This window comes from Pseudomonas sp. NPDC089406, from assembly GCF_044900265.1.
GTDB lineage: Bacteria > Pseudomonadota > Gammaproteobacteria > Pseudomonadales > Pseudomonadaceae > Aquipseudomonas > Aquipseudomonas fakonensis.
The window spans coordinates 99,993-125,687 of sequence record NZ_JBJDNC010000017.1; the positions used below are offsets into that span (position 1 = coordinate 99,993).

20 protein-coding genes are annotated in these 25,695 nt (G+C 63.0%); 13 read left to right on the plus strand and 7 right to left on the minus strand.

The annotated features are described in order from the left end of the window. Positions 1–125: 125 nt before the first annotated feature. Entirely contained in the window at positions 126–7,088 is a 6,963-nt protein-coding gene (locus tag ACI2KK_RS14225; protein WP_404669351.1) for a neuraminidase-like domain-containing protein, read from the plus strand. A 90-nt stretch (positions 7,089–7,178) separates the two neighbouring features. On the opposite strand, the gene ACI2KK_RS14230 is transcribed toward ACI2KK_RS14225, so the two are convergent. Next, the gene (locus ACI2KK_RS14230) at positions 7,179–7,478 is read right to left on the minus strand and encodes a hypothetical protein (protein WP_404669352.1); all 300 of its coding nucleotides are present in this window, start codon (positions 7,476–7,478) and stop codon (positions 7,179–7,181) included. A 520-nt stretch (positions 7,479–7,998) separates the two neighbouring features. Between ACI2KK_RS14230 and urtA the strand changes: the two genes are divergently transcribed. The 6 genes from urtA to ACI2KK_RS14260 all read left to right on the plus strand — a co-directional run bounded on the left by urtA (position 7,999) and on the right by ACI2KK_RS14260 (position 14,195). Further along, positions 7,999–9,264 carry an urea ABC transporter substrate-binding protein gene (urtA, locus tag ACI2KK_RS14235; protein WP_217887379.1) on the plus strand — a complete coding sequence of 422 codons (1,266 nt, stop codon included), beginning with the start codon at positions 7,999–8,001 and terminating at the stop codon, positions 9,262–9,264. Positions 9,265–9,369: 105 nt separating this feature from the next. Further along, the gene (gene urtB, locus ACI2KK_RS14240; RefSeq protein WP_404669369.1) at positions 9,370–10,890 is read left to right on the plus strand and encodes an urea ABC transporter permease subunit UrtB; all 1,521 of its coding nucleotides are present in this window, start codon (positions 9,370–9,372) and stop codon (positions 10,888–10,890) included. Beyond that, positions 10,890–11,969 carry an urea ABC transporter permease subunit UrtC gene (gene urtC / locus ACI2KK_RS14245; RefSeq protein WP_404669353.1) on the plus strand — a complete coding sequence of 360 codons (1,080 nt, stop codon included), beginning with the start codon at positions 10,890–10,892 and terminating at the stop codon, positions 11,967–11,969. The genes urtB and urtC overlap by 1 nt, the downstream gene beginning before the upstream one ends. Further along, positions 11,966–12,823 carry an urea ABC transporter ATP-binding protein UrtD gene (gene urtD, locus ACI2KK_RS14250; RefSeq protein WP_404669354.1) on the plus strand — a complete coding sequence of 286 codons (858 nt, stop codon included), beginning with the start codon at positions 11,966–11,968 and terminating at the stop codon, positions 12,821–12,823. Before urtC ends, urtD begins: the two co-directional genes overlap by 4 nt. Positions 12,824–12,949: 126 nt before the next feature. After that, on the plus strand, positions 12,950–13,648 hold the full coding sequence (gene urtE / locus ACI2KK_RS14255; RefSeq protein ID WP_404669355.1) for an urea ABC transporter ATP-binding subunit UrtE: 699 nt from the start codon (positions 12,950–12,952) through the stop codon (positions 13,646–13,648). 31 nt (positions 13,649–13,679) lie between these two features. Then, on the plus strand, positions 13,680–14,195 hold the full coding sequence (locus tag ACI2KK_RS14260; protein WP_404669356.1) for a GNAT family N-acetyltransferase: 516 nt from the start codon (positions 13,680–13,682) through the stop codon (positions 14,193–14,195). A gap of 148 nt (positions 14,196–14,343) precedes the next feature. Here the strand turns inward: ACI2KK_RS14260 and ACI2KK_RS14265 are convergent, their stop codons facing one another. Next, on the minus strand, positions 14,344–14,649 hold the full coding sequence (locus ACI2KK_RS14265; protein ID WP_217840530.1) for a chaperone modulator CbpM: 306 nt from the start codon (positions 14,647–14,649) through the stop codon (positions 14,344–14,346). 2 nt (positions 14,650–14,651) lie between these two features. Continuing rightward, positions 14,652–15,611: a curved DNA-binding protein gene (gene cbpA, locus ACI2KK_RS14270; protein WP_404669357.1), complete on the minus strand. Its 960-nt coding sequence runs from the start codon at positions 15,609–15,611 to the stop codon at positions 14,652–14,654. A 163-nt stretch (positions 15,612–15,774) separates the two neighbouring features. Between cbpA and ACI2KK_RS14275 the strand changes: the two genes are divergently transcribed. Further along, entirely contained in the window at positions 15,775–17,046 is a 1,272-nt protein-coding gene (locus ACI2KK_RS14275; protein WP_404669358.1) for an Hsp70 family protein, read from the plus strand. A 90-nt stretch (positions 17,047–17,136) separates the two neighbouring features. Here the strand turns inward: ACI2KK_RS14275 and ACI2KK_RS14280 are convergent, their stop codons facing one another. Then, positions 17,137–18,144, minus strand: coding sequence for an AI-2E family transporter (locus tag ACI2KK_RS14280; RefSeq protein ID WP_217840533.1), 1,008 nt, complete (start codon positions 18,142–18,144; stop codon positions 17,137–17,139). A gap of 70 nt (positions 18,145–18,214) precedes the next feature. Beyond that, complete coding sequence (locus tag ACI2KK_RS14285) at positions 18,215–18,496, minus strand: PsiF family protein (protein WP_404669359.1); 282 nt, start codon at positions 18,494–18,496, stop codon at positions 18,215–18,217. Positions 18,497–18,715: 219 nt separating this feature from the next. On the opposite strand from ACI2KK_RS14285, the gene ACI2KK_RS14290 reads away from it, so the two are divergent. After that, positions 18,716–19,594, plus strand: a complete 879-nt coding sequence (locus ACI2KK_RS14290; protein WP_404669360.1) for a DMT family transporter — start codon at positions 18,716–18,718, stop codon at positions 19,592–19,594. A 175-nt stretch (positions 19,595–19,769) separates the two neighbouring features. Here the strand turns inward: ACI2KK_RS14290 and ACI2KK_RS14295 are convergent, their stop codons facing one another. Next, on the minus strand, positions 19,770–20,660 hold the full coding sequence (locus ACI2KK_RS14295; protein ID WP_404669361.1) for an esterase/lipase family protein: 891 nt from the start codon (positions 20,658–20,660) through the stop codon (positions 19,770–19,772). A 122-nt stretch (positions 20,661–20,782) separates the two neighbouring features. On the opposite strand from ACI2KK_RS14295, the gene osmE reads away from it, so the two are divergent. Next, the gene (osmE, locus tag ACI2KK_RS14300; RefSeq protein WP_217887369.1) at positions 20,783–21,124 is read left to right on the plus strand and encodes an osmotically-inducible lipoprotein OsmE; all 342 of its coding nucleotides are present in this window, start codon (positions 20,783–20,785) and stop codon (positions 21,122–21,124) included. Between the two features lie 35 nt (positions 21,125–21,159). Continuing rightward, positions 21,160–21,687: a bacterioferritin gene (locus tag ACI2KK_RS14305; RefSeq protein WP_217840538.1), complete on the plus strand. Its 528-nt coding sequence runs from the start codon at positions 21,160–21,162 to the stop codon at positions 21,685–21,687. Positions 21,688–21,813: 126 nt separating this feature from the next. On the opposite strand, the gene ACI2KK_RS14310 is transcribed toward ACI2KK_RS14305, so the two are convergent. Continuing rightward, positions 21,814–23,880 carry an AsmA family protein gene (locus tag ACI2KK_RS14310; protein ID WP_404669362.1) on the minus strand — a complete coding sequence of 689 codons (2,067 nt, stop codon included), beginning with the start codon at positions 23,878–23,880 and terminating at the stop codon, positions 21,814–21,816. Positions 23,881–24,218: 338 nt separating this feature from the next. Between ACI2KK_RS14310 and ACI2KK_RS14315 the strand changes: the two genes are divergently transcribed. Beyond that, positions 24,219–24,719, plus strand: coding sequence for a phage infection protein (locus ACI2KK_RS14315; RefSeq protein WP_404669363.1), 501 nt, complete (start codon positions 24,219–24,221; stop codon positions 24,717–24,719). A gap of 123 nt (positions 24,720–24,842) precedes the next feature. Beyond that, a complete protein-coding gene (gene fabR / locus ACI2KK_RS14320) occupies positions 24,843–25,475 on the plus strand; it encodes an HTH-type transcriptional repressor FabR (protein ID WP_404669364.1) in 633 nt (210 codons plus the stop codon). The last annotated feature ends 220 nt before the right edge of the window (positions 25,476–25,695 follow it).

Sequence of the window (25,695 nt, forward strand, 5' to 3'; positions counted from 1 at the left end):
TTTCAGCTTCCGCTCAGGCATCGACCTGACATTTTTGCCAGTTGTCACCCTCGCGCTGCTCTCCCAATACTCCCAACGGTGTCGTGTCGCAATGACGATCTGCATTCGCCAGGGAGCATATCCGCATGAGCGAACAATCTGCCTCCGCCAACACCTACGCCAAACTGTTCCCGGAACAATTAGCCGACCCCTGCAGCGCCGATGCGCCTGAATCGAACAACGGGCCCATCGCGTACCTGCATGGGCTCTACCAGAAAGCCCGTACGTTGGAAGAGGCCAGCACGGCAACAACGCGCCTGACGCTCGCCGAGCGCCGCCCGGACATCGGCGAACTGCTGCTCGATCCCAGTACACTGGAACAACCCATCAGCGCCCTGACCCTGGCCATTCGCGCCCTCACGCATCATGCCCAGGAACGTGCCGGGGCAACGACTTACTTGCCCGAAGTCCTGGCGAGCGCAGGCTTGCACGCCTGCCTGCCGTTCAACTACGCCCACGAGCAAGCCAAGGCGGTGCTCTCACACAAGAAGATCCCGCTCTTCGAACTGCTGCAACAGGCGCAGTACAGCTACCCCAGCTTCTGCTACGACGGGTTGCGCAGCGATGAACTGCGCCAGGTCATGCGTAACGCCAGCGGTTTCAGCCCGGCCCTGCAAGCGTTGCTACTGGAAGAAAAGCCCCTGCGCAGCAGCGCAGACGACTGGCGCAAGTGGTATGGCATTGCCGATATCGATGCCCAAAAGGCCATCGCTTCGTTGCTCGATGTCGAGACATTTGGGCGCCGCACCGGGCTGAGCTTCGAGCAGATACTGGAAATGCTGGCTGTGGCCGGAGTCGATGACAGTGCCGCCGCCAGCTACAGCCTGGTACGCAGGTCCAATGCCTACCGCCCTACCGCTAAGCCAAAACTGAAAAAATTCCACTACGGCGCGGCGTACATCAATGCGCGTCGCAATACGCCAGTGACGATCAAGGATGCCTTGGCCGGAGCGGGTATCAAACCGCAGTTCGACATGCTCGATTACGACGCCTTGTCGCGCATGTACCAGATGATCCGCCTGCAACGGGCGCTGGCGCTGCCCTTCAATGACGTCGATCTGCTATTGACCTCGATCTTGCGTGCCGAAGGACAGCTCGAAAACTGGCACCTGACTCCCCGCACCCTTAGTGCCTTCGGGGTTTTCCGCTACCTGAATGAAGCTTACGGAATCAGCGCCGAGCAGTTCGCCGCCCTGGTGTGTGAAGTCAACCCGTATGCCATTGACAAGCAAGTGCCCATGCTCGACCGGGTACTCGATGGCCCAGGTGCCGGGCAGCTCGACCCGCTAGACCTACTGATCCTCGACGACCGCGCATTCGACCCGAGCGATGGCAAGGATGGCCAGTTCAAGGTCGTGCCCGCACTGGCCAAGGCCTTGGGCGTGGATGAGCAGGCAACACAGGTGTATCTGGCGCAGGTCAAGCAGACACAAGGCTTGGAAACGCTCAGTGTCTCGCTGTCGCTGCTCTCTGCCCTGTATCGCCTCAGCCGCTTGCATCGTTTGTTCCGGCGCTCTACCCGCGAGGCAAGCGCATTGGTTGCGCTGTTGGCGACAACGGGCAGCGACGTGCTCGCTCAGTTGGCCGGCATCCCGCTGATCAGTGATATCCGCGGTGGCGATGTACTCGACATCTTGGTCGGGCTGAGCAATCTGGACCAATGGCTGCGCCAGCAGCAGATCCTGCCCAGCGTTTTGCTAGGGGCGCTGACGCCAGTGCCCACAGCAACGGAAACGCCAGGCAGCAAGCTGATGGACGCCCTCCAGAGGCAGCAAGAGTTTATCGAGGATGCGCTGCAGCCCGAAGCGACGCAAAGCCAACAGCACGACACGGCCGCGACCCTGCTGATGATCGCTTTTGGGAACCAGCGGGCTCAAGCCGGCCTAAGCCTGCAGCATGTGCCGCCGCTGTTGGGCTGGGCCGGCACGACTGCGGTAGAGGTGCTGCAGGCAGCAACCCGGGTATTGGCTAAAAACGGCAAGAGCGAGACCGACGCTACTGCCCGATCAGTTGCAAAGCAGCTGTGGTTCAAACTTGAGCGCCGCTGCGTGCTCGTTGCCTTGCTGCGTTTGAGCCCCGGCGCGTTGCGGGCGCTGTGTGACAACCCGGAATGGTTCGACCTGGAGAAGACGCCTGGCGAGGTCATTAACCTCGACCTGTGCTATCAGCTCAGCCGCTTCCGGGCTTGGGTCGAGGTGTGCAGGGCAAATGGCGGCGATGAGCGTGATGCCACCGATTATCTAACCAAGCACCGCCACACAACCGATTTAGCGAATGTTGCCGATGCTGCCAAAGCATTGAGCACCTTGATCGGATGGCGCGCGAGCGAAGTCGTAATGGCCTGCCCGAACACCCTGGAAGTGGAGGTGGTTGAGGATATAAAGCCAACCTTTGATGACTTTCTGACAACGCTCTCAGAGCCGGAATTGTCTTACTACAGCGAACATGGCATCCGTTATGTACTCAGGTGGTTTATCGGTCGCCCAACGAGTGGCTCTCGCTACGCAGGTGCGCTCGGAAGTTTTATTGACAAACTGGTCGAGTTTCTCAATCACAACCCAGGGCCGTTACTGCTCACGCAGGCCCAGTACACCCAAGCGTATAAACCTGATGAATGGACAAACGCTTGGGAAGCGAAGCGAACGTACGGTTATCAGCCTATTGCCATGGAAGCGCTGGCTGACCGTCCTGGGACGGTCAATCGCCTGGTCGGCACCCCCTGTGTGCCTAGCACCATCAGCGATATCGACTTTATCCTGAGGCTGAAACGGCTATGCGATAAAACCGGGTTGGCCTGCAACTCGCTGCTGAGCCTCAGCGAGCTCAACGAGACCTCACCTTACCGGGAATTTGAAGGCGCCAGCCAACTGCTGATGGCCAGCGCCGATGACGCCCTGCGGGAAGTGGTCGAAAAACAGATGCGCGAACACTGGCGCGACGCACTGGCCGGCTATCTGATCGGACACTGGGCTCCGCCTGAACCTGACGCCAAGCCCAGCGTGGCCTCCTTCGATGACCTGTCGAGTTACTGCCTGACCGATATCCGGGTCAGCAGCAAGGTCACCACGACGTTGCTTAACCAAGCCATCGGCAGCCTGCAGCACTATCTTTCGCGCCTGTTTGCACGGCTTGAGCCGGGGTACGACGACACAGGCCCCACAGGCGACGCCCAGGCCGAATGGCAAAATGGCTTGGGGCAATACGGCACATGGAAACGCCTGATCGACCGCTACAACCACCCCGCCAACCTGATCTACTACGCCAACCGGCCCAACAAGAGCGTGGCGTTTCAGGAGCTGGAGGTGGCCCTCAACCAGGGCAAGATGGACGCCTCGCTGCTGCACACCGCCATTTGCACCTACCTGGCCAAGTTCGAACGGGTCAGCAACCTGCAAGTGATCAGCGGTTACCTGGATGGGCATGACCCCAAACAGGACACCTATCACCTGATCGCCAAGACCAATACCACACCGCGTGAGTATTACTGGCGGACACTCGACATGCGCCTGCGTGACAACCAGAACCGGCTGAGCCCGCTGGCCTGGAGCGAGTGGGAGAAAATCGACCTGGTGGCCACCGGTGAAATGGCCCAAAGCAAGTCGGACGGCCACCTTCAGGACACTGTTCGCCCGGTGGTCATTGCCGGTCGACGCTATGTGTTTTGGGTAGAGCGTGGCAGCACCGACCTGCCTGACGGCACACAGCCTAATAAGTCGTTACATAACAAGCGAAAGCTGTCAGTAAACTTTTCATTTCAACAGAGCGATGACACTTGGAGCACCAGCAATGAACTGTTCTGCCTGAATGGCTATAAAGATGGAGCATGGGATGAAAAGCTCACAAAGAGCGTCAACTTCATGCCCGGTTTGATCGTGATTGTTCAGGAAACCACTAAAAATGGGTTGTGGCTTACGGCGCTATTGCATGACACTACCAAATCGCTGAAAAACGACGAAAATAATGAACTCGTCCGGAATACCGATTACTACCTTGAAGCACGGGACCTCCTGCTATTAGACAACAAGAACATCAGTGACGAAGAGGCAAAAAAGCTCTGCACCTCACTCTTGGCTTCTTACAAAAATACGCACGACATCCAGCATCCTTACGACGGCAGTCCAGTACATCTAGTGCTAACAAGCGCCAACATGAACCACGTTGACATTACCGCAAAATTCTCTTCTCCCGAGAGAGATAAAATCAGCATTAATATTCGCGGATGCACAGACCTCGCTAAGACATCCGGCATCCCAGGCCGTAACAACGATGAAACAAAAGTTTGTACAGAAATTTTTGTAGATGATGAATCAATCAGGAAAAACCTATACCAATTCACGTCTGACGACTATTCCATCTCACTGGAAATCGAAGCCAAAGAACACAAGAAAATAACGATATCAGTCAAACATCATAAATATGTATCCAGGATGAGTCATACCGGGCAAACCCGATATGATTTCGCTAGTGAAATAGATATAGGGAAGGCCGTATTCGACGTAGCACCAATCACCGACGCTGACGAGCCTTGGACGGTGTCCATTGCTTCGAATGCTAATCAGGCACAGTATCTCGACCTTAGCCAGGTTAAAGAACTCGAACCTGCCTTGCCAATGCACAAGATTCGTCTCAATACGCTCTTCGGCAAGAATTTGGTCGCACGCGCCAGCCAAGGGGTCAAGCAGGTGCTGGCCTGGGACACGCAGAAGCTGCAAGAACCGAGCCTTGAGTCGGACGCGCTTGTCGACATGGACTTCCACGGCGCCAACGCGCTTTATTTGCGTGAACTGTTCCTGCATTTGCCCGCCTTGGTGGCCATGCGCCTGACCGAGCAACAACAGTTCGAAGAAGCCGAGGACTGGTACCTGCGTTACCTGTTCAACCCTTACCGGAGCAAAGCCGACGAGGAAGGCAGGCCCGCGCCTTGGGGGACCCGCCCGCTTGCCCAGGTGGGGACGTTGAGTTCGACCCTGCGCAAGGGCGTCGACCCCATCAGCCGGGTGTTTACCCTGTCGCGTCACTACCAACAGGCAATTTACCTGGCGCTGCTGGAGAACTGGCAGTTGCAGGGCGATCACTTCTACCGCCAGCTCACCCTCAGCTCACTGAACCAGGCCTGGCTGTGTTACCAGCAGGCGCAGCAATTGCTCGGCCCGCTACCCGAGGGCAGCAATGCTTCGCGCTGGAACCCTGTGGCCCTGGCTGCGGTCGAGCCTGGCGGGTTCCGTCGGCCCCTCAATGGCCGCGTGCTCGACCTGCACCAGACCCTGCAAAGCCGTCTGTACAACCTGCGCCACGGGCTTACCCTGGATGGCAAACAGCTCCCACCACTGGACTGGAACAGCGAAAGCCTGGACGCCTTCGACAATGGACGAGGCGGCGTGAGCAACCTGCCGATCCCCTACCGCCGTGACCAGGTTGACATTCCGCACTACCGCTTCCGCCAACTGCTGCCCCTCGCCAAGGCAGCCGCCCAGCAGTTGTCGGACTTCGGCAGACACTACATGAGCTTGATGGAAGAGGAATTCAACACCAGCTTGTCGGTGCAGCTCAAAGAGCAGGATATCAAGATGGCCGAATTTGCCATGCGCCTAGGGAAAGAGGCTGTCAACAGCATCAAGGCGAAGAGAAAAGTACTGCTTACAAGCCGTGACAAGTCAGCCGCACAGCAAAACTACTTTGAGCAGCTTATTGATACCGGCCGTTCGCCAGAAGAGGAAAGCGCTACAGCGTTTACTTGGATAGCGAATACCTATAGGGCAGGTAGCGCCGTTTTCGAAATATTGGGGGGGGTGACAGCCACTGTAGTGCCTACCATTTTTGGAGTGGCGGCAGGGGGTAACAAACCTGAGGCCATTGCCAAAGCGGCTGCCGAAGACTGCAAGGCACTAGCAACCGTAGCAAGCTGCATATCTAGCGAGTTGACTGTACAAGCCGCCTACAACCGCCGCGAAGCCGAATGGAAATTCAGTAAATCCCAGACCGAATGGGATCTCAAAATCATCGACCAGCAGCTTGCCGAAACTGACATTGAGCTGAATGCCAGCAGCATCGCCCTTGAACAGTGCCGGCAGGACCTTGTCAACCTGAAAGAGGCCTACGTGTCCATGACCACCGGCTTCACCATCATTCCCATCTACAACTGGCTGGTGGCACGCCAGGAACAGATCTACGGCGCCGCCTACGACGCTGTACGCTCGCTGTGCATGAGTGCAGAAGCCGCCTGGCGCTACGAAATCGGTAACTACCGGCGTGACAGTTTCATCGATACCACCGCCTGGCGCGACAACTACAAAGGCATGCTGGTGGGCGAATCGCTGCTGGTGAACTTGCAGCAGATGGAGAACGAGTACCTCGCCCAAAACGAGCGGCGGTTGACGATCAAGAAGTCGTTCAGCCTCAAGAAAAAACTGGATAGCACCCCAGCCACGGCAGAAAAAAAGTGGGCCGACATTTTCACAACGGACGCCGAGCGCACCAAGCCGCTGATCCACACATTCGCGTTCACGGCGGACGACTTTGACAAGAACTACCCAGGCCAATACCTGCGCCAACTCAAGTATGTGTCTGTCACGCTCGTGCTCAAATCGGGCAAACCGGTGGAAGAGCTGTGTGCACTCCTCAAGCAGACCGGCAGTACAACGCTGCTTGAGCCCGACTCGACCGCAGCGTTCTCGCTCTACACCGAGAGCAAAGACGACGCCAAGGCAAAAGAGGCTCGCGAAAACCCCACTCTGGTGCAGCGCAATCCCCGCGAAAACCAGCAGATCGCGTTGTCGTCGACGGTGGCCGAAGACGGGCTGGGGTACGATGCGGGCACCTGGGTCTATGAACTGATGTTCCACGATGGCCGTTACCTGCCTTTCGAGGGTACTGGCGCCATCTCGCAATGGACACTCGAACTGCTGGGCGACGAGGGCCTGCTCAAGGACCTCTCGGTCATCGAGGACATAAGGTTCAACATGGTCTACACCGCCAAGGCCGGGGATGAAACTTTCATCAAGGCGCTTGGCGAGGCCAGGCAAAAGGCTGCCCCGGCCAGCGAAGGTTAACAGTAGCCAGAGGCGCCTTCGTTCCTTTAGCTGTCCTTGCGACCCTTCGCCGGCTTATGCCGCGAAGGGTCGCAAAGCGGCCTCAGCGGTTCAGCCGTGCTCCAACCCTTCAAGCACCGCCTCGGCCAACGCCAACCCCTTTTCCAGCGAGTTCTCGGTCGCCGTCAGCAAACTGCGCAACGGCTCATCTGCCTTTTCCAATGCCGTGGCATTGGTCTCATACGCCGCCTTCAACGCCGCCACGGCGCACACCAGCGCATCCTCGCTGTCCACCCCGGCATGTACCGAGAGCATCGGGGCGTGGGCGTGATTGCAGGTACCGAACTGTGAACAACCGGTAGCGGGGCGGGGTTTGCAAATAGCGGGGTTGACCCGCGATTCCGGGTTCATGAGTGCACCTCTCGGTGGGGAGCATCGATGAGAGGTGCGCCAGCGACAGGCGCGAACGGTGGATCTGGAACGATCTTCTTGAGCATGGTGCATCTCCTTGCGGCTCTCTGTTATGAAGCCCCGTGCCCATACGCCAATAAGGGTGGACGGAGCCGTGCGGGTTGGCGTGCCGGACAGAGAGAGCCGGTGAGCCCGAAGGCTCCCACACACGGCCCCGCCCATAACGGGTGCAGCCATGCAGAGCACTGTTGAAAGTGCTCGCTCTCTGTATCCGGGACGCCAATCCCGAACCGCAGAAACTACTGCGGTGCGGCACGGTACTCAAGTACCGCTTATGTGTCAAAAGTGTTCACAGGCCCCTGGCCCCATTCCTGTGCAAGCCGAACCCGCAAGCACCATCCTGGACGCACCCAACGCCCCGATTCGTCGCACAGCTGCTCTATCACAGGCCTTCCGCCGCTCGGCACAGCCTTTGCAATCTCCGACCTGCCAACAACAACCATCTCATCGGAGAGAGCACATGAAGCGACGCAGTCTGATCAAGGCCTTCACCCTCAGCGCATCGATCGCGGCGATGGGCCTGAGCTGGAGCATCCAGGCCGCCGAGACCATCAAGGTCGGCATCCTGCATTCGCTGTCAGGCACCATGGCGATTTCCGAAACCTCGCTCAAGGACATGGCGCTGATGACCATCGACGAGATCAACGCCAAGGGCGGGGTCAACGGCAAGATGCTCGAAGCAGTGGTGGTGGACCCTGCGTCCAACTGGCCGCTGTTCGCCGAGAAGAGCCGCCAGTTGCTCACCCAGGACAAAGTCGCGGTGGTGTTCGGCTGCTGGACCTCGGTGTCGCGCAAGTCGGTGCTGCCGGTGTTCGAGGAGCTCAACGGCCTGCTGTTCTACCCGGTGCAGTACGAGGGTGAAGAGATGTCGCCGAACGTGTTCTACACCGGCGCCGCGCCCAACCAGCAGGCCATCCCGGCGGTGGAATACCTGATGAGCGAAGACGGCGGCAGCGCCAAGCGCTTCTTCCTGCTGGGCACCGACTACGTCTACCCGCGCACCACCAACAAGATCCTGCGCGCCTTCCTGCACAGCAAGGGCGTGGCCGACAAGGATATCGAAGAGGTCTACACCCCGTTCGGCCACGCCGATTACCAGACCATCGTCGCCAACATCAAGAAGTTCTCCGCCGGCGGCAAAACCGCAGTCATCTCCACGGTCAACGGCGACTCCAACGTGCCGTTCTACAAAGAGCTGGCCAACCAGGGCCTGAAGGCCACCGAGGTGCCGGTGGTGGCGTTCTCGGTGGGCGAAGAAGAGCTGCGCGGCATCGACACCAAGCCGCTGGTAGGCCACCTGGCGGCGTGGAACTACTTCGAGTCGGTGGATAACCCGGTGAACCAGAAGTTCGTCGCCGACTGGAAGGCCTACGCCAAGGCCAAGGGCCTGCCGGGCGCCGACAAGGCGGTGACCAACGACCCGATGGAGGCCACTTACGTGGGCATCCACATGTGGGCCCAGGCCGCAGAGAAGGCCAAGTCCACGGATGTCGACAAGGTGCGTGAGGCTCTCGCCGGCCAAAGCTTCAAGGCGCCGTCGGGCTACACCCTGACCATGGACAAGACCAACCACCACCTGCACAAGCCGGTGATGATCGGCGAAATCCAGGATGACGGGCAGTTCAGCGTGGTGTGGGAAACCGAGCAACCGCTGCGGGCGCAGCCGTGGAGCCCGTTCATTCCGGGGAATGACAAGCGGCCTGACTATGCGGTGAAAGGTAACTGAGTGCACTGGGGCCGCTTTGCGGCCCATTCGCGGGTAAACCCGCTCCCACAGGGATCGCACAGTTTCAGACCTTGCGCCGTACCTGTAGGAGCCGGCTTGCCGGCGATGAATCCACCGCCGTTTTACAGGATTGCCCGCATGCTCAGACTCCTGCTCACCCTCCTGCTGCTGTTGCCCCTGGCAACCCAGGCCAGCGAGGGCGAATTCTTTCTCGGCGCCAAGCCCGCCGAGCAGGCCCGCCTGCTCGAAGGCTGGGCCGCCCAACCAGAACCGGCACGCCTGGCGCTGCTGGAAAACCTGCGCCAGGGCCGCATCGCCGAAGACGACACCCGCAAGCTGCGCCTGAACAACCGCCTGCGCGGGCTGATCGACAACGCCCTGGCCAGCCATCAACTGCTCAGCGACCAGGCCACTGTTCGTCTGGCCGCCGCCCAGCAACTGCAAAAGAGCGCCCAACCGGCGCAAATGGCCTTCCTCGACCGGCGCTTCGCCACCGAAGCGGACGCTGCCGTGCACGCCGCCCTGGGCCTGGCCCTGGCCAACCTGCAACTGGGCGCCAGCGAGCCTGCGGTACGCCTGGCCGCCGTGCGCCTGCTTGGCGAAACCGGCGACCCGCTGGCCCGCACCCGCCTCGAAGCCCTGCTGCAACCCGGCGCCGAAAGCGACGCCGCGGTACGCACCGCCGCCGAAACCAGCCTGGCCCAGGTGCAGCGCAAACTGCTGGTGGGCGAGCTGCTCGGCCAGGCCTTCAGCGGCCTGTCGCTGGGCTCGATCCTGCTGCTGGCGGCGCTGGGCCTGGCGATCACCTTCGGCCTGCTCGGGGTGATCAACATGGCCCATGGCGAGATGCTCATGCTCGGCGCCTACAGCACCTACATGGTCCAGGTGCTGGTGCAGCGCTACGCGCCGGGCGCCATCGAGTTCTACCCGCTGATCGCCCTGCCGGTGGCCTTCGCCGTCAGTGCCGGGGTGGGCATGGCACTGGAACGCACGGTAATTCGCCACCTGTACGGCCGGCCGCTGGAAACCCTGCTGACCACCTGGGGCATCAGCCTGATCCTGATCCAGGCGGTGCGCCTGCTGTTCGGCGCGCAGAACGTCGAGGTGAGCAACCCGGCCTGGCTGTCCGGCGGCATCCAGCTGCTGCCCAACCTGGTGCTGCCGTACAACCGCATCGTCATCATCGGCTTCGCCCTGGCGGTGGTGCTGCTGACCTGGCTGCTGCTCAACCGCACGCGGCTGGGCTTGAACGTGCGCGCGGTCACCCAGAACCGCAACATGGCCGCCTGCTGCGGGGTGCACACCGGGCGCGTCGACATGCTCGCCTTCGGCCTGGGTTCGGGCATCGCCGGGCTGGGCGGCGTGGCCTTGAGCCAGGTCGGCAACGTCGGCCCGGACCTGGGCCAGAGCTACATCATCGACTCGTTCCTGGTGGTGGTGCTCGGCGGCGTCGGGCAACTGGCCGGCAGCCTGTGGGCCGCGTTCGGCCTCGGCATCGCCAACAAGCTGCTGGAGCCGCAGATCGGTGCGGTGCTCGGCAAGATCCTCATCCTTGCGTTGATCATTCTGTTCATCCAGAAGCGCCCGCAAGGCCTGTTCGCCCTCAAGGGACGGGTAATCGACTGATGAACCAGCCACTGATCGTCACCGCCACGCAAAAGGCCGGGCCACGCCTGACCCTGGCCATCGGCGCCCTCGCCGTGCTGGTGTTGCTGGCCCTGCCGCTGCTGTCGCTGCTGCAGGCCGACAACCCGCTGCAGGTGTCGGCCTACACCCTCACCCTGGTGGGCAAGATCCTCTGCTACGCCATCGTTGCCCTGGCCCTGGACCTGGTGTGGGGCTACGCCGGGCTGCTGTCGCTGGGGCACGGGCTGTTTTTCGCCCTGGGCGGCTATGCCATGGGCATGTACCTGATGCGCCAGGCCGCCGGTGACGGCCTGCCGGGCTTCATGACCTTCTTGTCGTGGAACGAGCTGCCCTGGTACTGGGCCGGCACCCAGCATTTTGCCTGGGCGCTGTGCCTGGTGGTGCTGGCGCCGGGGCTGCTGGCCCTGGTGTTCGGCTGGTTCGCCTTCCGCTCGCGGATCAAGGGCGTGTACTTCTCGATCATGACCCAGGCCCTGACCTTCGCCGCCATGCTGTTGTTCTTTCGCAACGAGACCGGCTTTGGCGGCAACAACGGCTTCACCAGCTTTCGCACCATCCTCGGCTTCGACGTGGCTGCCCCCGGCACCCGGGCGGTACTGTTCAGCCTGACCGTGCTGCTGCTGCTGGGCAGCCTGTACCTGTGCTGGCGGCTGACCCAAAGCAAGTTCGGCCGCCTGCTCACCGCCGTGCGCGACGCCGAGAACCGCCTGATGTTCTGCGGCTACGACCCACGCGGCTTCAAGCTGCTGGTATGGGTGCTCAGCGCCGTGCTGTGCGGCCTGGCCGGCGCCCTGTACGTGCCCCAGGTGGGCATCATCAACCCCGGCGAGATGTCGCCGACCAACTCCATCGAGGCCGCCGTGTGGGTGGCCCTGGGCGGGCGCGGTACGCTGATCGGCCCGCTGCTCGGTGCCGGGCTGGTCAACGGCATGAAGAGCTGGTTCACCGTGGCGTTTCCGGAGTTCTGGCTGTTCTTCCTCGGCGCGCTGTTCATCGTCGTCACCCTGTACCTGCCCAAGGGCGTGGTCGGGCTTGTGAAGAAAAGGAGCCAGCCATGAGAGGCGTGCCCCCGGTACACCCGGAATTCATGCTGGAACCGGTATTCGACAACCTCGGCAGCAGCCGCGACGCCATCGGCCTGGGCCAGCCACGCAAGGCCGGGCTCGACACCCGCCACGGCACGGTGCTGAGCCTGGAAGACATCAGCGTCAGCTTCGACGGTTTCAAGGCGCTCAACGCGCTGAACCTGTACATCGGCGTGGGTGAGCTGCGCTGCATCATCGGCCCCAACGGCGCCGGCAAGACCACGATGATGGACGTGATCACCGGCAAGACCCGCCCCGACACCGGCAGCGCGTACTTTGGCGACACCCTCGACCTGACCCGCATGAGCGAGTGCCAGATCGCCCAGGCCGGCATTGGCCGCAAGTTCCAGAAGCCCACGGTGTTCGAGGCGCTGACGGTGTTCGAAAACCTCGAGCTGGCGCTCAAGGCCGACAAGTCGGTGTGGGCCAGCCTTGCCTCGCGCCTTGCCGGCGAGCAGCGCCAGCGCATCGAAGAGGTGCTCACCACCCTGCGCCTGCTGCCCCTGGCGCAGCGCCAGGCGGGCTTGTTGTCCCACGGCCAGAAGCAGTTTCTGGAGATCGGCATGCTGCTGGTGCAGGAGCCGCAGTTGCTGCTGCTGGACGAGCCGGTGGCCGGCATGACCGACGCCGAGACCGAGTTCACCGCCGAGCTGTTCCGCTCGCTGGCGGGTACCCATTCGCTGATGGTGGTGGAGCATGACATGGGCTTTGTCGGCAGCATTGCCGACCATGTGACGGTGCTGCACCAGGGCAGCGTGCTGGCCGAAGGGTCGCTGGCCCAGGTGCAGGCGGATGAGCGGGTGGTCGAGGTGTATCTCGGTCGATGATCTTCGGGTGGGCCCGAGGGCCCTATCGCCGGCAAGCCGGCTCCTACAGGCCGGCGCATTCCCTGTAGGAGCCGGCTTGCCGGCGATAGGGCCAGCACTGCCACCCCAACCTTTCAGGAACAACACATGCTCAAAATCGACACCCTGCACCAATACTACGGCGGCAGCCACATCCTGCGCGGCTTGTCTTTCGAGGCCAACATTGGCGAGGTCACCTGCCTGCTGGGCCGCAACGGCGTGGGCAAGACCACCCTGCTGCGCTGCCTGATGGGCCTGCTGCCAGCCCGCGAGGGCCGGGTGGAATGGGAAGGCAAGCCGATCACCGCGCTCAAGCCCCAGCAACGGGTACAGGCCGGTATCGCCTACGTGCCCCAGGGCCGCGAGATCTTCCCGCGCCTGAGTGTCGAAGAAAACCTGCTGATGGGCCTGTCGCGCTTCTCCGCCCGCGAGGCCCGCGAGGTGCCGGCATTCATCTACGAGCTGTTCCCGGTACTTGAGCAAATGAAACAACGCCGCGGCGGCGACCTGTCCGGCGGCCAACAGCAACAGCTGGCCATCGGCCGCGCCCTGGCCAGCCGCCCGCGGCTGCTGATTCTCGACGAGCCGACCGAAGGCATCCAGCCCTCGGTGATCAAGGAAATCGGCGCAGTGATCCGCAAGCTGGCCGACCGCGGCGACATGGCGATTTTGCTGGTGGAGCAGTTCTACGATTTTGCCGAAGAGCTGGCCGACCAGTACCTGGTGATGGCCCGTGGCGAGATCATCCAGCGCGGCCGGGCTGAAAACATGCAGGCCGAAGGTGTGCGCGGCCTGGTAACCATTTAATCTGCCACCAACGACCTTGCGAGACGCTGTCATGAGTTACCAAATCCGCGACGCCCTGCCCGCCGACGTGCCGGGCATCCTCGACATCTACAACGACGCCGTGCGCAACACCACGGCCATCTGGAACGAAACCCCGGTGGAGCTGGCGAACCGCCAGGCCTGGTTCGAAGCCCGCGCGCAGCAGGGCTACCCGATTCTGGTGGCGGTGGATGACAGCGGCGTGCTGGGCTATGCCTCGTTCGGCGACTGGCGCCCGTTCGAGGGTTTTCGGCTGACCGTGGAGCATTCGGTGTACATCCGTGGCGACCAGCGCGGCAAGGGGCTGGGGCCGGTGCTGATGGCCGAGCTGATCGAGCGGGCGCGGGGTTGCGGCAAGCATGTGATGGTGGCGGCCATCGAGAGCGGCAATGCCGCGTCGATCCGCCTGCACGAACGCCAGGGCTTCGTGGTGACCGGGCAGATGCCGCAGGTGGGGGTGAAGTTCGGCCGCTGGCTGGATTTGACCTTCATGCAGTTGGTGTTGAACCCGGGGGCGAAACCGGGCTGAGGCGCGCGCGCCCTTGTAGGAGCGGCCTTGTGTCGCGAAAGGGTCGCGCAGCGGCCCCGGGATATCAGCAACATGCAAAATCGCCGGGGCCGCTACGCGACCCTTTCGCGACACAAGGCCGCTCCTACACAGGGAGCTGCATCCAGGCCTACATCTGGGTAAACCTGCCCAACCGCTGCCTCAGCATGCTGTTCTCGCTGCGCAGCTGCTGCACCTCTTCCAGCAACTCCAGCGCCAGCGCCACCCCTTCCCATTCCAGCTCCAGCTGCTGATGCAGCTTCACCGCGCGTTTGAGGGTCACCGGCGCGAGGTCGTCGAACAGCCACTCCTCGGGCGTTCGCCCCGATGGTTCAACAATGCCGTGCTCGACGATCTCGATCACGCAGTCGGCCGTGACATCGGCCTCTCGACACAGGGTTCGCATATCCAGTTGAACGATCAGGGTGCTGCTCATGGTCACTTACTCCATTGAGTCCTCGGGTCGAACGCGGCTTTTTCAGCCAGCTTGCCCCACAGCTCGCGGGCGGTGGCGTCGGACTGGGCCGGCATCACCACTTTGAGCTGGGCGTACAGGTCGCCGCGCTCGCCTTGCTTGTTCAAAAGGCCCATGCCCTTGACCCGCAGGCGCTGGCCGCTCTGGCTGTCGGGGCGGATGGTCAGGTTGATCTTGCCGGTCAGGGTCGGCACGGCCACCTTGGCGCCCAGTGCAGCTTCCCACGGTGCCAATGGCACGGTGATGATCAAATCATGACCTTCGACATCGAACAGCGGGTGCGGCGCCATGCGGACGGTCAGGAACAAATCGCCATTGGCACCGCCGCCCACGCCCGGGGCGCCCTGGCCCTTGAGGCGGATGCGCTCGCCGTCGGTCACCCCGGCAGGGATCTTCACGTTCAGCGTTTTCGTGGTGAACCCGGTGCGCTGCCCGGCGGCATTGGTTTGCGGCACCTGGAAGCTGATCTGCTTGGACTCCTTGCTCAGGGTCTCTTCAAGAAACACCGCCAGTTCCAGTTCCACGTCCTGCCCTCGCCTGCCGGCGCTGCGTTGTTGTTGCCGGGCACCGCCGAACGGGTTGGAGCCGCGCGCGCCGAAGATCGAGCTGAAGAAGTCGGAAAAGTCACCGCCCTCGAAACCACCACCGGCATTGCCGCCACGGCCCTGCCAGCCAGGCGGCGCCTGGAACGGCCGGCCGTGCTGGCCGCCGTACTTGCGGATCTCGTCGTACTCGGCGCGCTTGTCCTTGTCGCCCAGCACTTCGTAGGCCTCGTTGGCCTCCTTGAACTTGTCCTCGGCGTCGCGCTCCTTGCTGACGTCGGGGTGATACTTGCGGGCGAGCTTGCGGTACGCGGCCTTGATCGCCTTGTCGTCCGCGCCCGGCTCTACGCCGAGTATCTTGTAATAGTCTTTGAAGTCCATTTGTGGATCACCAGTAAGAATGTGCGTGTTGCCACTGAAGATTGGGGTCAAGCATAGCCTTTCAAGGTTCCCGTGGCCTTGCGCCATGGCAGACGGCCGGTCTTGATTTAGCCGGTAACTGGCATAAACTGCGCGGCCGTTTTACCTCCGGAAGCCCTCGCAAATGTCTGACGTATCCCCGGCTCGTGCCCTCGGCATCGACTTCGGCACCTCCAACTCCACGGTCGGCTGGCACCGCCCGGGCGTGGAGTCGCTGATCGCCCTGGAAGACGGCAAGATCACCCTGCCATCGGTGGTGTTCTTCAACATCGAGGAACGTCGCCCGGTGTACGGCCGCCTGGCCCTGCACGAATACCTCGAGGGCTACGAAGGCCGCCTGATGCGCTCGCTCAAGAGCCTGCTGGGCTCCAAGCTGATCAAGCACGATACCAGCGTGCTGGGCAGCGCCCTGCCGTTCAAGGACCTGCTGGGCATGTTCATCGGCGAGCTGAAAAAGCGCGCCGAAAGCGCTGCCGAACGCGACTTTGACCAGGTGGTACTGGGCCGCCCGGTGTTCTTCGTCGACGAAGACCCGGCAGCCGACCAGGAGGCCGAGGATACGCTGGCAGAGGTTGCCCGCAAAATCGGCTTCAAGGACGTGTCGTTCCAGTACGAGCCCATCGCTGCGGCCTTCGACTACGAGTCGGGCATCAGCCGCGAAGAGCTGGTGCTGATTGTCGATATCGGCGGCGGTACCTCGGACTTTACCCTGATCCGCCTGTCGCCGGAGCGCCACCTGGTGGATGAACGCCAGGACGACATCCTCGCCACCGGCGGCGTGCACATTGGCGGTACCGACTTCGACAAGCAGTTGAGCCTGCAGGGCGTGATGCCGCTGTTCGGCTACGGCAGCCGGATGAAAAGCGGCGCGCTGATGCCCACCAGCTACCACCTGAACCTGGCCACCTGGCACACCATCAACGCCCTGTACGCGCAAAAGTCGCAGCTGGCCCTGGGCAACATGCGCTACGACATCGAGGATACCCTCGGTATCGACCGCCTGTTCAACCTGATCGAGCAGCGTGCCGGCCACTGGCTGGCGATGGAAGTGGAAGCCAGCAAGATCGAGCTGACCGACCGCGACAGCCGCCGCATCGACCTGGGCCGGGTAGAGCCTGAACTGGCCGCCGAGCTGACCCGGGCGCTGTTCGAGGAGGCCATCGACGGCTTGCTGGAACGGGTGCGCGGCAGCGTGACCGAGCTACTGACCAAGGCCGGGGTGAGTGAGGGGCAGGTGGACACGGTGTTCTTCACCGGCGGCTCCAGCGGCATCCCGGCGCTGCGCAACAGCGTGGCGGCGATGCTGCCCAATGCCCGGCATGTGGAAGGCAATATCTTCGGCAGCATCGGCAGCGGGCTGGCGATCGAGGCGCGTAAACGCTACGGCGTGGTGTGATTCGAGGGCCCTATCGCCGGCAAGCCGGCTCCTACAGGCGACGCGTCCCCCTGTAGGAGCCGGCTTGCCGGCGATAGGGCCGCAGCAGGCTTACACCAGCTCCATGCGCTTCAACTCACTTTTCAGATACGCATAGTAAATCGGCCCCGCCACCACCCCGGGCAGCCCGAACGCCGCCTCGCACACCAGCATCGCCAGCAACAGCTCCCATGACTTGGCACTGATCTGCCCGCCGACGATGCGCGCGTTGAGGAAGTACTCGACCTTGTGGATCACGATCAGGTAGCCCAAGGCCGCCGCCGCCACCCACAGCGACAACGACAGCCCGACGATGGTGATCAGGGTGTTGGACATCAGGTTGCCGATCACCGGCAGCAGCCCGAGCAGGAAGGTCAGCACGATCAGCGTCTTGGTCAACGGCAGGTGCACGCCGAACAGCGGCAGCACCACGGCCAGGAAGATGCCGGTGAACGCGGTGTTGAGCAGCGAAATCTTGATCTGCGCGAAGACGATGTTGCGAAACGCCTGCACCAGCAGGTTCAGGCGCTCGAACAGCGCCGCGGCCAGCGGCTTGCGCCGGGACAGGTCGGGGATGCGCTGCAGGGCGATGATGGCCCCCAGAATCATGCCGATCAGCAAGGTGACGAACATGTGCGCCATGCCCTTGCCGACCAGTTGCAGGTCGCTCAGGTGGCTCTTGATCCAGTCGCCGATGGCCACCTTGAACTCCGCCGCGCTGGCCGGCAGGTAGCCCTCGATGAACGGCGGCAGCTGGCTGCGGGCACGTTCAACCAGGCCCATGAACTTGTCCAGCGAGGCGCCGGGGTTTTCGGCTTCGTGCAGCAAGAAGCTGAACGCGCCGGCAATCAGCAAGGTCAGGGTGCTGACCACCAGGGTGCCGAGCAGCGCCACCGCCAGCCAACGCGCGCGCTGCCCGGCAATCAACGGCTGCAGGCGTGGGGTGAGCATGTTGACCAGTTCGAACACCAACAGCCCGGCCAGCAGGCTGGGCAGCAGTTTCAGCGGCAAGGCCAGCAACAGCCCGCCCATGACGATGACCAGGCTGGCAAGGGAGATCTGGCGGGGGGTGAAGGTCATACAGCCTCGACGGCAGACAGCGGAAAGACCCGCAGTCTGCCAGCCTTCAAGGCGCAGGCATAGGCGCCGGTCACTTCTTCAGGCAGTCGCTCATGTACGCCTTGCGCTCGTCGCCCTTGAGCGCCTTGGTGGTGGCGTCGGCGTTGCAGGTCTTCATCTTCTCCTGCTGGGTCTGCGGCACGTCCTTCTTCAGGCAGGTGCTCATGAACGCCTTGCGCTCATCGCCCTTGAGCGCCTTGGCGGTGGCGTCGGCGTTGCAGGTTTTCATCTTTTCCTGTTGCGCGGTGGCGGCAAAGCCTTGCCCGGCGAGCATCAGGCCCAGCACCAGCAGGGGTACGTGCAGCATCTTCATGGAGTGGTCTCCTTGCCTGCGCGCCCGGTGCGCGCGTGTCGAGCTGAGTGTAGACAAGATTTGTTGCACCTCTGTCGGCACGTGATAATGCCTGCCCATGCTCGTGGGAGCGGGCTTGCCCCGCGATAGCGTCCGCCCAGAGAAACCTCTGTAACCGACTAACGCCATCGCGGGGCAAGCCCGCTCCCACGCGACGAACACCGCAACCCTGGACGCTACATGAATTACCTGTTCCCCCTGATCGCCATCCTCATCTGGGCCGGCAACACCGTGGTCACCAAGATGTCCGCCGGCGCCATCCACCCGGCCGAGATCGGCTTTTACCGCTGGCTGCTGGCCGGCCTGCTGTTCACCCCGTTCCTGCTGCCGCAGGTATGGCGCAACCGCGCCGCCATTGGCCCGCACCTGGGCAAGGTGTTCGTGCTCGGCGTACTGGGCATGGCCATGTACCAGAGCCTGGCGTATTTTGCCGCCAGCATTACCAGCGCCACCAACATGGGCATCATCCTGTCGCTGATGCCGTTGATGTCGCTGGCGCTGTCCATCGCCTGGCTGGGCCAGCGCCTGAGCTACGGCGCCTTGCTGGGGGCTGTGGTGTCGTTCTTCGGGGTGCTCGAGGTGGTTTCTGCCGGGCAGCCGGCGGCGCTGTTGCAACAGGGCCTTAACCGCGGCGACCTGATGATGCTGCTGGCCACCCTGGCGTATGCGCTGTACAGCTTCTTGCTGAAAAAATGGCAGCTGCGCCTGCCGCCGCTGCAGCTCTTGTACCTGCAGGTGCTGGTGGCGATCATCGTGCTGCTGCCGCTGTTCGTGCTGTCGGACAAGACCGGCCTGAACGGCCACAACATTGGCCTGGTGCTGTACGCCTGCGTGCTGGCCTCGATGATTGCGCCGCTGGTGTGGATGCAGGCGGTGCACCGCCTCGGGCCGAGCCGCACCACGCTGTTCTTCAACCTGCTGCCGGTGGTGACGGCGGTCATCGCCGCGGCGGTGCTGGATGAGCAACTGGCCAGTTACCACCTGTATGGCGGGCTGCTGACCTTGGCCGGCGTGCTGCTGGCCGAGCGCTGGACCACGCCGGTGCGCCGCACGTTGTAAACAGAAGCGCGATCACTGTAGGAGCGGCCTTGTGTCGCGAAAGGGCCGCATAGCGGCCCCGGCGATCTTGCATGAATCCGAGATCCTGGGGCCGCTGCGCAGCCCTTTCGCGACACAAGGCCGCTCCTACAGGGGAATGCAGCTTGGTTGCAAATTCGGTTTTCGGCCTGTCCGTTCACAACCCCGCCGCCCTCAGCCGCACGGCATGTTCGGTGAACAGCCGCACCGGCTCGGCGCCCTTGCCCACGGCGCCGAGGGACTGGTTGACGATATCCATATGGTCCAGCGGGTAGTCATCGCCAATCACCTGCCCCAGGTGCGAGCTGAACCGCCCGACCATGCCATCGCACTGGCCCTTCTCGCGCACGAAGCTGCGGGCGAACAGCCGGCAGAAGCGGTTGCTGCCATCGAAACGGTTGCGCCCCTGGTCAGTCAGCCCCGGCTGCAAAGTGCCGGACCATGAGTAGTAGCGCACCCCGTTCACCTCGCCCGGCCCCTCCCCGCCCCACACCTCGGGCAACCCCTGTGGGTAAGCCTGGTTGAACTTGTCCACACCCCAAGTGGTGAGCGACTGATGCGAGGCGTGCACATCCACCGGCAAGCGCTCCCGGCGCCAGCCGGTTTCCAGCCAGCCCATCAACACCGCCAGCCCGTGCAGGATCGCCTTGAGCATGCGCCCTTGTGGTGAGTCGCCCGGCGCCGTGCGCTCCAGATGATCGGCCAGCTCCGAGCCATGGTTGGGGCCTGCCACCGAGGTGACCGAGGCCACCCGGTCAGGGCGTTTGGCTGCGGCGTAGCGGGCGCTGAGGGCGCCCTGGCTATGGCCGATCAGGTTGACCTTGTCGGCCCCCGTGCGCCGGCAGATGTCCTCGATGATCAACAGCAACTGTTCGCCGCGCACCTCGCTGGAATGCAGCGGCGACACCTGCACCGGGAACACCCGGGCGCCACCCCGGCGCAACGCCGGGACGATGCCGAACCAGTAGGGATACAGCACCAGCCGCACGAAGCCGAACATGCCCGGCACCAGCACCAACGGATACCGCGTGGCCAATTCCTGCGCCATACCCAGCCCCTTGTCCATGGACGATCAGCCAACACTACAGCGCCCCCTGTGACCATCGCAATCGAACTCCCGGCGCGCCGTGCGGTTCCAAGCAGAACACCCCTTGAGCAAGGAGCGGGACCATGTACAAGCAGACCCTGGCCATCCTTCTGGCAAGCGCCACCCTCGCCGCCTGCGGCAGCCGCCCGGAAAACCCGGTGGACTACGTCACCTACCGCGACGAGCCGCTGGTCAAGCAGGTGGAAAACGGCATGACCATGCAGAAGGTCATCGCCATCGGTGGCAGCCCGTCGAGCGTGGTCGACCTGCCCCATGGCGGCACCTGCAACGACTACATCCTCAACCGCGACGGCCACCAGCAGCCCTACTACGTGCGCTTCGACGCCACCGGCCATGTCGATGCCAAGGGCTTCAAGACCTGCAAGCAACGTGAAGAAGACCGCGACGCCGCCCACGGCGCATGACCCCCATGACCACCCTGATGCTTTCGGAGATGAACATGAGCGTTGAACTGACCGATGTGAAGACCCTGCGCGAACGTGCCCGCCAACATGTCGAGCAAGGCGCGGTGACCGAGGGTTACCACGCCGACCGCGAGAAGATCCTGCGCCTGCTGAACGAGTCGCTGGCCACTGAGCTTGTGTGTGTGCTGCGCTACAAGCGCCACTACTTCATGGCCAGCGGCATCAAGGCCAGTGTTGCCGCTGCCGAGTTTCTCGAGCACGCCAACCAGGAAGCCGAGCACGCCGACAAGCTGGCCGAACGCATCGTGCAGCTGGGTGGCGAGCCGGACTTCAACCCCGACAACCTGACAAAGAACTCCCACGCCCAGTACGTGGCCGGCAGCACGCTGAAAGAGATGGTGCTGGAAGACCTGGTGGCCGAGCGCATCGCCATCGACAGTTACCGCGAGATCATTCAGTACATCGGTGACAAGGACCCGACCACGCGGCGCATCTTCGAGGACATCCTGGCCCAGGAAGAAGAGCACGCGGACGATATGTCGGATCTGCTTCAGGGCCTGTAATTGCTGGGGCTGCTTTGCAGCCCTTTCCGACCGGTCCGGCGCCCCGGCAAGGCCGCTCCTACAGGATTACCCGATCCCCTGTAGGAGCGGCCTTGTGTCGCGAATGGGCCGCACAGCGGCCCCCTGCTATTTGTGCTTCTTCACCGCCGCCGGCGCCTTGCCGGCTTTCATCTGCTGCAACAACGGCGTGCACTGGTTAGGCACATCCCCACTGCTCGGTGCGATCAACGCCAGCAACCCGGCCGCAGGCCCGGCCACCACCCCAAGTGCCACCATGCCCGCGCCCCGCAGCGCCAACGGCACTGCCTGCACCCCGGCACTCGGCTTGGCGAACGGCCCGCGCACGTACAGTGGCGAGCGCAGCGAGAACAGGCGCAGGCCCTTGGACTCCGGGGTGATTTTCAGGTCCAGTTGCTCGCTGGCAAAATTGGCCGTGCCGTCGATGTAGATGATCGCGTTTTCGGTATCGAAGACGAACAGGCGGGTGGTGGCCAGGCCGTCCTTGATGCCAACGTTGGCCGCCGCGCAGTTGATCTTCACGTCCTCGTCGCCGAACAACTTGCCGATCACGTAGTTGCCCACGTTGAGCCCGGCGATTTCCATCAGGCTGCGGCTGATGGCGCCATCGTTGATCAACAGGCGCAGGTCGCCGCTGGAAGTGCCCAGCAGCGCCGCCACCGAATTGCCGCGGCCGCTGATGTCGGCATCGCCGTTGAGCTCGCCGAAGCTGGTCTGCATGGGGGCGAAGGTGGGGAACAACTCCTTGAGCTTGAAGCCCCGGGCGGTGAGTTGTGCACGGCCCTGCATCGGCGTGCTGCGCCCGTCCAGGCGGATGTTCGAATCGAGGTTGCCACCGGCCACGCCGAAGCGCAGCGGCTCCAGGCGCAGCAGGCCGTCGTCGAGAATCACGTGGGCCGACAGGTCGTTGAACGGCAGTTTTTCGCTGTGCACGATGCGCTTGCCGGCAAAGCTCACGTCGGCGTCCATGGCGCGCCAGCGCTCGGTACGGAACTCCTCCACCGGCAGCACCTTGCCGGTGGGCTGCTTGCTGGCGCCGCCACGGGCCTTCTGTTCGCTGTTGGAGTCGGCGCCGATCAGCGGTGCCAGGTCCTTGAACAGCAACTGGTTGGACACCAGGTTGCCGGACAGCTTGGGCCGCGGCTGGCTGGCGACGAAGGCCAGGTCGCCGTGGATGTCGCTGTCGCCGATCTTGCCGTTGAAGCCCTCGTAACGGAACTGCGCGCCGCCTGCGGCATGCAGGTTGGCGTTGAGGTGGCCGTCGGTGGAGTACGCCGGGGTATCCGGCAGGGTGACGCCGGTCAGCGGGTAGAGGTTACCCAGGCTGCTACCGGACAGTTTCAGGCGCAGGTCGAGGGCGCCGAGGTTGCGCGGGTCGGTGAGGGTACCGGCCAGCACCACGTGGGTGTCGCCAATACGCGCATCGGCCTGCAGCGGGAACGGCTGGCGGGCGTCCTGCAGCGCCAGCAGGCCGCCGATCTTGCCGGTGGCCGCCACCGCCTGGTCCTTGTAGCGGCCTTGGGCCTTGATGGCGAAGGCGTAGTCCTGGGCGCCACCGGCTTTTTCGGCGCGGGCCTTGCCGACGATATCGCTGAACGGGATGGGCTTGCCCAGCGGGTCGATCTGCACCTTCATGCTGGCCTTGAGGGTTTGGTCGTCGAAGCTGACGTTACCTTGGTCAAAGCCGATGGCACCGATATCCAGCTCCCATTTCGACGGCTCGGCGTTGTCATCCTTGGGGCCAAAGTCGAAGGTCCAGTTGGCCCGGCCATCGGCCAGGCGCGTCAGGCTGGCGGTGGGCTTGACCAGGTCGATACGCGGGATGCTGATGCGCTGCATGATCAGCGGCAGCGGCGCCAGGCGAAACTCCACGCGCTCAAGGCCCACCATGCGCGGCTCCTTGAGCCATTCGGGGTTGCCCAGGGTCAGGTCTTCGGCGCTGAAATGCGGCCAGGGCACATAGGCGCGCCAGCCGCTTTCTTCAGGCTCGGTGCGCCAGTGCACGGCCAGGTTGCCGTTGATCGCGAACGGCCGGTGCAAGGCCTCGGAGACCTTCTCGTTGAGCAACGGCTTGACCCGGTTCCAGTCGAAGGTGGCGATCACCACCACCAGTATCGCCAGCAGCGTGGCGAGGGTGGCGAAGGTCCAGACGAGGATTCTGGCTGGGCGCGTCATTGCGTGGTTCTCCTGACTGCGTGGCACGGGGCGGCGTAACGGTGGCACTTAAAAGGTGGGACTGATGAAAACCCGCCGGGTTTAATCCGGGTGCCATCATAACCAAGTTTTTCCTGATGCCTTGCCCAGCTTTTAACCTGGTGAACACTGGCGTGTTACTACCAGAGCGGCTTGGCAAAATGCCAGCTTCACCCCTGAAAACATTGACCCAGAGCCTTCGCGACAGAGTATCAATAACGTCGATTGTTACCATTACCCGGATGAACTTCTCTCTGGCGTTACGCGGCGTAGCATTGCCCTCGTACCCACTTTCCAGCCCCCGAGAGGAGCACCGAATCATGAAACGCCATCTGCTGCTGAGCCTGACCCTTTCCGTACTGGCCGCCAACGCCTTTGCCCTGCCGGCCGCCGACCAGCACCTGACCGCCGAATCACGCTCCAGCGCAGCCACTGTCGCCCAGCCCCTGAACTCGCTGGCCGAAGGCGGCGCAGAACGCCTGCAAGAACGCGCTGGCCGCCTGGCCGAAGGTGGTTCGGACCGCCTGATCGAGCGTAACGACCGTGTAGCCGAAGGTGGTTCTGATCGCCTGATCGAACGTAATGACCGCGTCGCCGAAGGTGGCTCTGATCGCCTGATCGAGCGTAACGACCGCGTCGCCGAAGGTGGCTCTGACCGCCTGATCGAGCGTAATGACCGCGTCGCCGAAGGTGGCTCTGATCGCCTGATCGAACGTAATGACCGCGTCGCCGAAGGTGGTTCGGACCGCCTGATCGAGCGTAATGACCGTGTAGCCGAAGGTGGCTCGGACCGTCTGGTTGAACTCAGCCGTGTGAGCTGATCACCATGGCCGAGAACAACAACCCGCCCCACTGCGCCTGCTCCCCTCCAAGCCCGGTCCATTGACCGGGCTTTGTTTTTTTATCCAGAATGCCCAGCTTCACCACCACAAGACTGCGCCCCCATGCTGCCGCGTGCCGAACAGAAGCTGCAAACCCGCCAGGCCCTGCTGGATGCCGCCTGCCTGCTGATGGAGAGCGGCCGTGGTTTCGGCAGCATCAGCCTGCGTGAGGTGGCCAAGGCCGCGGGTATCGTGCCCACCGGTTTTTACCGCCACTTCCCCGACATGGACGCCCTGGGCCTGGCCCTGGTGGACGAGGTCGATACCACCTTCCGCCAGACCATCCGCCTGGTGCGGCAAAACGAATTCGAACTGGGCGGCATCACCGACGCCTCGGTGCGCATCTTCCTCGACGTGGTGACCGCCCACCGCGCGCAGTTCCTGTTTCTCGCCCGCGAACAATACGGCGGCTCGCAGGCCGTACGCCAGGCCATCGCCCGGCTGCGCCACGACATCAGCAACGACCTGGCCACCGACCTTGCGCGCATGCCGCGCTGGCAGCACCTGGACGCTGCGGCCCTGGCGGTGATGGCCGACCTGGTGGTCAAGACCGTGTTCGCCACCCTGCCCGAGCTGATCGACAGTGATGACTTCAGTGGCTCCCAGGCCATGAGCGCGCAGGAGAAGATTACCCAGCAGCTGCGCTTCATCTTCGTCGGCGCGCGGCATTGGCAGGGGCTGGGTAGCCCGGGGTGAGCCCTGTCGGCAAGAGACAACGTGCAAGCGGGCTCGCCCTGACAGGGCCATTGGGGCCGCTTTGCGGCCCTTCGCGGGTAAACCCGCTCCCACAAGTACAGCGCCCGTCGGGAACCTCGCGCAATCCTGGACTGCCCCCCAAAAGTTGGACACCAATCCAACCCTTGGGGGATCGATGGAAAAGTACACCGAGCAATTCAAGCTCACAGCGATCACAGCT

What these genes read in the sequence shown, in the direction of transcription:
- ACI2KK_RS14230 (WP_404669352.1), bottom strand. Translation starts at nt 7,478, where the DNA reads ATGAACCCGGAATCGCGGGTCAACCCCGCTATTTGCAAACCCCGCCCC.
- ACI2KK_RS14285 (WP_404669359.1), bottom strand. Translation starts at nt 18,496, where the DNA reads ATGAAGATGCTGCACGTACCCCTGCTGGTGCTGGGCCTGATGCTCGCC.
- urtD (WP_404669354.1), top strand. Translation starts at nt 11,966, where the DNA reads ATGAGAGGCGTGCCCCCGGTACACCCGGAATTCATGCTGGAACCGGTA.
- ACI2KK_RS14295 (WP_404669361.1), bottom strand. Translation starts at nt 20,660, where the DNA reads ATGGCGCAGGAATTGGCCACGCGGTATCCGTTGGTGCTGGTGCCGGGC.
- urtA (WP_217887379.1), top strand. Translation starts at nt 7,999, where the DNA reads ATGAAGCGACGCAGTCTGATCAAGGCCTTCACCCTCAGCGCATCGATC.
- ACI2KK_RS14265 (WP_217840530.1), bottom strand. Translation starts at nt 14,649, where the DNA reads ATGAGCAGCACCCTGATCGTTCAACTGGATATGCGAACCCTGTGTCGA.
- urtC (WP_404669353.1), top strand. Translation starts at nt 10,890, where the DNA reads ATGAACCAGCCACTGATCGTCACCGCCACGCAAAAGGCCGGGCCACGC.
- ACI2KK_RS14260 (WP_404669356.1), top strand. Translation starts at nt 13,680, where the DNA reads ATGAGTTACCAAATCCGCGACGCCCTGCCCGCCGACGTGCCGGGCATC.
- ACI2KK_RS14280 (WP_217840533.1), bottom strand. Translation starts at nt 18,144, where the DNA reads ATGACCTTCACCCCCCGCCAGATCTCCCTTGCCAGCCTGGTCATCGTC.
- osmE (WP_217887369.1), top strand. Translation starts at nt 20,783, where the DNA reads ATGTACAAGCAGACCCTGGCCATCCTTCTGGCAAGCGCCACCCTCGCC.
- urtB (WP_404669369.1), top strand. Translation starts at nt 9,370, where the DNA reads ATGAATCCACCGCCGTTTTACAGGATTGCCCGCATGCTCAGACTCCTG.
- ACI2KK_RS14275 (WP_404669358.1), top strand. Translation starts at nt 15,775, where the DNA reads ATGTCTGACGTATCCCCGGCTCGTGCCCTCGGCATCGACTTCGGCACC.
- fabR (WP_404669364.1), top strand. Translation starts at nt 24,843, where the DNA reads ATGCTGCCGCGTGCCGAACAGAAGCTGCAAACCCGCCAGGCCCTGCTG.
- ACI2KK_RS14305 (WP_217840538.1), top strand. Translation starts at nt 21,160, where the DNA reads ATGAGCGTTGAACTGACCGATGTGAAGACCCTGCGCGAACGTGCCCGC.
- cbpA (WP_404669357.1), bottom strand. Translation starts at nt 15,611, where the DNA reads ATGGACTTCAAAGACTATTACAAGATACTCGGCGTAGAGCCGGGCGCG.
- ACI2KK_RS14225 (WP_404669351.1), top strand. Translation starts at nt 126, where the DNA reads ATGAGCGAACAATCTGCCTCCGCCAACACCTACGCCAAACTGTTCCCG.
- ACI2KK_RS14315 (WP_404669363.1), top strand. Translation starts at nt 24,219, where the DNA reads ATGAAACGCCATCTGCTGCTGAGCCTGACCCTTTCCGTACTGGCCGCC.
- urtE (WP_404669355.1), top strand. Translation starts at nt 12,950, where the DNA reads ATGCTCAAAATCGACACCCTGCACCAATACTACGGCGGCAGCCACATC.
- ACI2KK_RS14290 (WP_404669360.1), top strand. Translation starts at nt 18,716, where the DNA reads ATGAATTACCTGTTCCCCCTGATCGCCATCCTCATCTGGGCCGGCAAC.
- ACI2KK_RS14310 (WP_404669362.1), bottom strand. Translation starts at nt 23,880, where the DNA reads ATGACGCGCCCAGCCAGAATCCTCGTCTGGACCTTCGCCACCCTCGCC.